Genomic DNA, 5,542 nt, shown 5'->3' with positions numbered 1-5,542 from the left:
TGTCATCGCCCATTCCAGGCCAGATCTATGAGACCTATGATTTAAGGTCCGCGACAGCCTTGGGACTGATCAAAGACGCCATGGCTGTCTTGGTGCAACCTGAGGACAGAGTGATCCGTGTGATCGGTGATCCGGTCAAACAGGCGGGGTTATTGATCGAGGTCACATTGCCCACAGCCCCGTTGCGTATGGCGATGATCGATTATGGGCTGCGTATTTTGCTTTTGTCCGCCGTCATTTCCTTTTTCACCGCGACACTTTTGTTTTTCTCGGTCCGTGCTTTGATCGTGAAACCGATGAAATCCGTTGTGGGGGCCATGACGTCTTACACACAGGCACCAGAGGATGCGCGTCGTATCTTTGCGCCGTCCTCAAGCGTGATTGAGCTGCGCGAAGCGGAAATGGCATTGAGCGAGATGCAAACAGAACTGACCGGTGCGTTGAAACAAAAAGAACGTTTGGCGCAACTGGGTGGGGCGGTGGCCAAAGTGTCTCACGATTTGCGCAATATTCTGACCACGGCACAGTTGTTTACCGACCGGCTTGAATATTCTGACGACCCTGCGGTGATGCGCTCGGCGCCCAAACTCGTGAACTCGATCCATCGTGCCGTGAATCTGTGCGAATCGACCTTGGCATTCGGCAAGGCTGAAGAGCCCGCGCCAAGCTTGCAAGGGGTGCGCATTTCCGAACTCGTGGCCGAAGTCATCGACAGCGAACGCCTTGCCATTGGCGACTTTGATTTGTCCTTTGCTGAAGACGTGCCCACCACAATGGTGCTGCGCGCAGACGATGAACAACTGCACCGCGTCATTTCAAACCTTGTGCGCAATGCGCGTCAGGCGATCATGGCCACGGGAAAACCGGGTGAAATCGCCGTGCACAGCAGCGAAGACAATGACGAATGGATCATTTGCATCACCGACACAGGGCCAGGCTTGCCCGCTAAGGCGCGTGAGCATTTATTCCAACCGTTTCAGGGCGGTGCACGCAAGGGCGGCTTCGGATTGGGCTTGGCGATTGCGTCCGAACTTGTGCGCGGTCATGGCGGTCGTCTTGTGCTTGAGCGCAGCGATGAGGACGGCACGCGCTTTGCGATTCACCTGCCCAAAGGCTTTGCGGCACCAGACCTATCTTTGGATTCTGAAGCATCTGAAAAAATCTGAGCTTGAATCAGGTTTTTTTACAAAAAGATCAAATGGCCCCTTGCGCACCTCCGCCACACTCGGTAAATCGCCCCCATGAGCGCACCCGTAGCTCAGCTGGATAGAGTACCTGACTACGAATCAGGGGGTCAGAGGTTCGAATCCTCTCGGGTGCACCATACTTCCCTATTTTAATTTTTGATATCAATTGCTTAAGCGATACTATAGGTTTCTTCGGTGCCTGTTTCTGTACCTATTTTACTTTGATGTATCTATGGGGCTGCGCATCAATTCCCGAATCTAGCAAGTGTTTGCCGTGGCTAAGCGACATCCTTCACGAATCTTGTTGGGATGATGTGGGGGGCTCAAAAGCCCGAGTTCGTCCAATGTGCCAAATTGAGTGCGCTACATCGAATAAGGCTCTCTTGTGCAACGCCTAGATAAAGCTGGCGTAGCTCTGACTCTCAGCGCGCTACGCAGGCGACGACCACTCATAAACGACGACTAGCTCACCGTTGATCCGGGGGGGCAGGGGCCCCGACACAGTTTCTCAAAAAAGTACGAGCAGTCCATCGAGGCTCTTAAAACCAGTGAATACGCCATCGTCCGACATGGCGGAAAAGATGAAAACCAAGAACTGTTTGGGTCCGGCAAGCTGATTGCAGTCTACGAGGTTGTTTCTTACCTGGTTGACGAAACTGGCGGCGTCAAAATTCAACTTGGCAATCGAGTTGCATTTTAGAAAAGCAATTACCGTGAACGGCCCTAACCGGACATTGTCGCTCCTATCGCCGCTGCATTGCAGCTTCCCCGAAGCAGACATTGACCCGTTAGCGCAGCATTTTGATGTGCTGGATGGCGGCATCGCGGGACGAAGCTGCCGTTTAGCAGCCTTATCGCAATATCCAGTCTAAGCCGACGGCGGCTTAAATTTCGCCACCCAATGGGTTGTGATCGCCCCGCTTATTTCTTTTTGCGACCTCTTCGCTGTCTTTAGCGAAAAGAAGGGCCATGCGACCACACCGTTAGTGAATGGCGTATCCCATGCGTAATGGGCGTGACTTGGTGCAAGGAAAAGCTTGGAAAGATACTTACGCAGCCTTGCTCTCGATTTGCGGTTATAACATTTGCACTTGGCATAACCTGCAAATCGCCACCCTCATAGGATTTCGAAGTGCTCAGCTGCAAAACCAGCGTAAGTTTGCGCTGTCGCGCGAGCCGCCCATCACCAATGTCTGAGTGCCATGCGAAATGTCCACCAGACGCCGCATTATAGGTCGCGACTTGTGGGCTTTCCGCGAATTCTCGCAGGTCAAAGTCAAACCGTTCTCGGTTCGATTTGCGCACAAGGTCAATCAAACGTTCCATAACCCAACCCATGCCGTCGACTTGGTCGATCCAAACCAATTCTGCGCGGCGCTGACTATGATCACGGGTTTTACCGACCAGAAGCGCCTCGTCTTTAGGTGCCGACGCGATACTGGCAATGATCCGTTCGCACTCAACAACACTGAAGGCGTTCGGCATGGAGTGGAGGGGCATCAATGCATCGCCCCGTTCAAGCGCTCAAAACAGTGGAGCTGTTGGGGATCGTAGCGATTTTTGGCGTTTGGACCGTGTTTCGCGCTGTCGATTGCGTCATGACCATCTGCTTTATCCGCGTTGACGATGTTCGAGGATTGTACGTCACCTGAGCAATCTGTTTGCCTAAATCGCGCAGGTACTCATTCACATCCAGATTGTGAGGATTGCAGCCCCAATCTTCGCCAACAACAAAGATATCGACGCCCACGGCTTTACAGCCCGAGACGTATTCCAGTTCGTAATAGGGGCGAACAATGTCGACACAACTTAGGGCTTCTAGCATTTCGACCCGTTGGTCTAATGGCACGACAGGAACGTTGGGTTTATACATATTCACAACCTCATCGGACGCGACGCCAACGGCGAGGACATCCCCCAAGCTCTTGCAATGGTTCAACAATGCAAGGTGGCCGACATGAAGAAGGTCAAACGTGCCGACGGTGTAAACGATCATGGTTCATTTTATCCTGTTGCATACCCATAAACGGTGCTAGCGAACAGGAACTGAAATCCTCGAACGCACGACATTTATCAGTAGTTTCATACAATTAATCTGTGAACGCTCCCGGTCAGAACAGACTGGGGCGGGTAGGTGTTTTGAAAGCTACATGTTTCAAATGCACGCAGAACGGAAAGTGAGAGAGTGCCAGTCGAACATCGACGAAGCATCAGATCACCTAACGCAAAGGACTTGCCATGACAACCGAGAACGTAACTGACGCGCCGACAAGACCAATCCTGTCCTACATCAAAGACCTGCCGAATTTGTGTTCTCTCGCGGGGCTCGCATGCACTCTTTTGGCGATCTATTTCTTGATCACCGGTGTCTATGGCGCAGCCATGATCGGCATGATCTGGGCCGTTGGGTTTGATTGGGCCGATGGTTTGATTGCGCGCAAAATGAAGGGACGCACTGGAGACGACAGGCAATTTGGTGGGCAGCTTGATTTGCTCATCGATATTGTCAGCTACGGCGTGACCCCAGCGCTCTTGGTTATGAGCTATGGTAATTTCCATCCCGCATTCTTGCCGGTCGCATTTATTATGCTGGTTTTCGGTGCTATCCGTCTGAGTTACTTCAGTATATTTGGCTTGTCTGGTGACGCAAAATACACTGGGTTAGCTATTGATAATAATAGCATCCTTCTTGTGTTTCTGTTCATGTTTGCCGATTATTTCAGCCAACCGACCTTTGCAATCATGCTCGCAGCTGCTGGCCTATGCCTTGCGGCCTTGAACGTCTCTCAAATCAAAACCCCCAAACTGTCGGGAAATCCTGTGAACGTTGTCGTGCTCGCGACTTACACGTTCGCAGTTACGGCAATCTATGGCTGGAAGCTGATATAGGTTTTGGGCACACAGGCGGTCCAAGACGACTAGTAACGCTGTGCAAAGCAGGCATTCAGGCAATTAGGTAAAGTGGGCTCCCAGCCGACCTCGGATAACGCCGCAGCGAATGTCTGCAATCCGCCCTTTCTGATGAAAAACTCTTTGCAACGATTTTCTAGAGTATAAACAAGCTAACATTTTAAACACCAAGATATGTGCAGTTACTGCCCAGAAAGCAGCCCCCCAAGGGTCCCCCGCCTTGGGTCCCTAGAAAAAGAGCGCGCACCTCAACCCGCTACGCGGGCTCCAGCCCCCCCTATAGAGCTGCTTGCTGTAAAGAGCTCACGCGCGTCCGATCACTCGGCACTAGCCTGTCGAGCATCAGCCAATATCCGATAAACCGACGCAACGCCGATGCCCAACTGTGTTGCAATTTCTTGCGGTTTAAAATCACGGTCTTTCAATGCACGCACTTCAGCAGTTTTCGCGCGAGCAGTCGGAACACGGCCCTTGTATTTACCTTCTTTCTTAGCCTTCGCGATACCGATTGCACGACGTTCTGCAAACCTATCCTTCTCAAACTGCCCAATAGCGGCAAGGACATGAAAATGAAGGCTCTGAGCTGCGTCTGTGGGGTCTAAAGGCGTCGCGGCAATGCCATCGAGCAAACGCGCTTGGGCTGAATCCAGCCAAAGCCTGTTTTCATTTCAATCGGGCCAAGCTTGCGCAACGACCAGTCATTGATTTGCACCACAAGCGCGATGTGATCTTTCGCACTGTCTTTGGTGCCCATGGGGGTGGCTTTGCTGATCACGCCAAACTCGCCCTCAAAATCGATGCCATCGTCTTCGCTGGGCAGTTTTGTCACGTCGCGTGGCGCCTGAAAACGATCCGAAAGACCCTGATACATCAAAGGCCGTCCCGTTTTTTCCAGCGGCTCAAGGCCGAACACGGCTTGCAGCAATTGGCTATGGCTTTCATACACCGAGCCATCCAGCCACTGCCAAGCACGCGGCAATGGTGCCAGCGCTTTGGCGCCATCAAATGGCACACCGCCGCCAGCATTCAGCGCATCATATTCGCGTTGCAGATCGTCTTGCAAGCAGTCCCACGCATCCAGCGCCTCTTGCAAAGTTGTGGCGGTTTTACATGGGGTGCAGCGGCTGTTGTCGCGGCTAACAAGGTGCAGGCGGCCGTCAGGCGTTCCGTTTGGCAGTGTGGCAAATCTCATCGATGTGTCTCCTAAGTCATGGAATTTTGAACAAGCGCGTCGGCATCCGCATCGCGGGTGAAACCAAGGCGGTCTGCTGTTTCAGTGATCAGGCGCGGGTAGCTGCCAAAGAGCGCCACGGTCGCAGGGTCTGGCGCAAAAGTGATTTTCGAGGAGCGTGTACGTCGTCAGAGTTTTTGGGTCCAGAGGCTGCGTAATTTAGGCGAGTATCTGGCTCATCTGGTTGGTTGTATTATGCGGCGCGTGTGCTGTG

General features: G+C 52.6%; 6 protein-coding genes and 1 tRNA gene. 3 read left to right on the top strand and 4 right to left on the bottom strand.

The features are described 5' to 3' along the window. Positions 1-1,166: HAMP domain-containing sensor histidine kinase (locus ABF287_RS17270; protein ID WP_347186238.1), on the top strand; the 1,166-nt coding region annotated here is incomplete at its 5' end. A gap of 81 nt (positions 1,167-1,247) precedes the next feature. Then, positions 1,248-1,324 (top strand) — tRNA-Arg (locus ABF287_RS17265). 814 nt (positions 1,325-2,138) lie between these two features. Here ABF287_RS17265 and ABF287_RS17260 read toward each other — a convergent pair. Together ABF287_RS17260 and ABF287_RS17255 are read right to left on the bottom strand one after the other, a co-directional pair. After that, the gene (locus ABF287_RS17260) at positions 2,139-2,690 is read right to left on the bottom strand and encodes a 2OG-Fe(II) oxygenase (RefSeq protein WP_347186237.1); all 552 of its coding nucleotides are present in this window, start codon (positions 2,688-2,690) and stop codon (positions 2,139-2,141) included. A gap of 13 nt (positions 2,691-2,703) precedes the next feature. Beyond that, complete coding sequence (locus ABF287_RS17255; RefSeq protein ID WP_347186236.1) at positions 2,704-3,183, bottom strand: adenylyltransferase/cytidyltransferase family protein; 480 nt, start codon at positions 3,181-3,183, stop codon at positions 2,704-2,706. Positions 3,184-3,425: 242 nt separating this feature from the next. Here ABF287_RS17255 and ABF287_RS17250 point away from each other — a divergent pair, with 242 nt between their 5' ends. Next, positions 3,426-4,076: a CDP-alcohol phosphatidyltransferase family protein gene (locus ABF287_RS17250; RefSeq protein ID WP_347186235.1), complete on the top strand. Its 651-nt coding sequence runs from the start codon at positions 3,426-3,428 to the stop codon at positions 4,074-4,076. Positions 4,077-4,414: 338 nt separating this feature from the next. On the opposite strand, the gene ABF287_RS17245 is transcribed toward ABF287_RS17250, so the two are convergent. Both ABF287_RS17245 and ABF287_RS17240 read right to left on the bottom strand, forming a co-directional pair. After that, on the bottom strand, positions 4,415-4,726 hold the full coding sequence (locus ABF287_RS17245) for a recombinase family protein (protein WP_347186234.1): 312 nt from the start codon (positions 4,724-4,726) through the stop codon (positions 4,415-4,417). Further along, positions 4,696-5,289, bottom strand: a complete 594-nt coding sequence (locus ABF287_RS17240; RefSeq protein ID WP_347186233.1) for a fumarylacetoacetate hydrolase family protein — start codon at positions 5,287-5,289, stop codon at positions 4,696-4,698. Before ABF287_RS17240 ends, ABF287_RS17245 begins: the two co-directional genes overlap by 31 nt. Positions 5,290-5,542 lie beyond the last annotated feature (253 nt).

It is taken from the genome of Pacificibacter sp. (assembly GCF_039769035.1).
Taxonomy (GTDB): domain Bacteria; phylum Pseudomonadota; class Alphaproteobacteria; order Rhodobacterales; family Rhodobacteraceae; genus Celeribacter.
Note: the sequence above shows the minus strand (reverse complement) of the source record. Positions and strands in the feature narration are given on the sequence as shown.

What these genes read in the sequence shown, in the direction of transcription:
- ABF287_RS17240 (WP_347186233.1), bottom strand. Translation starts at nt 5,289, where the DNA reads ATGAGATTTGCCACACTGCCAAACGGAACGCCTGACGGCCGCCTGCAC.
- ABF287_RS17250 (WP_347186235.1), top strand. Translation starts at nt 3,426, where the DNA reads ATGACAACCGAGAACGTAACTGACGCGCCGACAAGACCAATCCTGTCC.
- ABF287_RS17255 (WP_347186236.1), bottom strand. Translation starts at nt 3,183, where the DNA reads ATGATCGTTTACACCGTCGGCACGTTTGACCTTCTTCATGTCGGCCAC.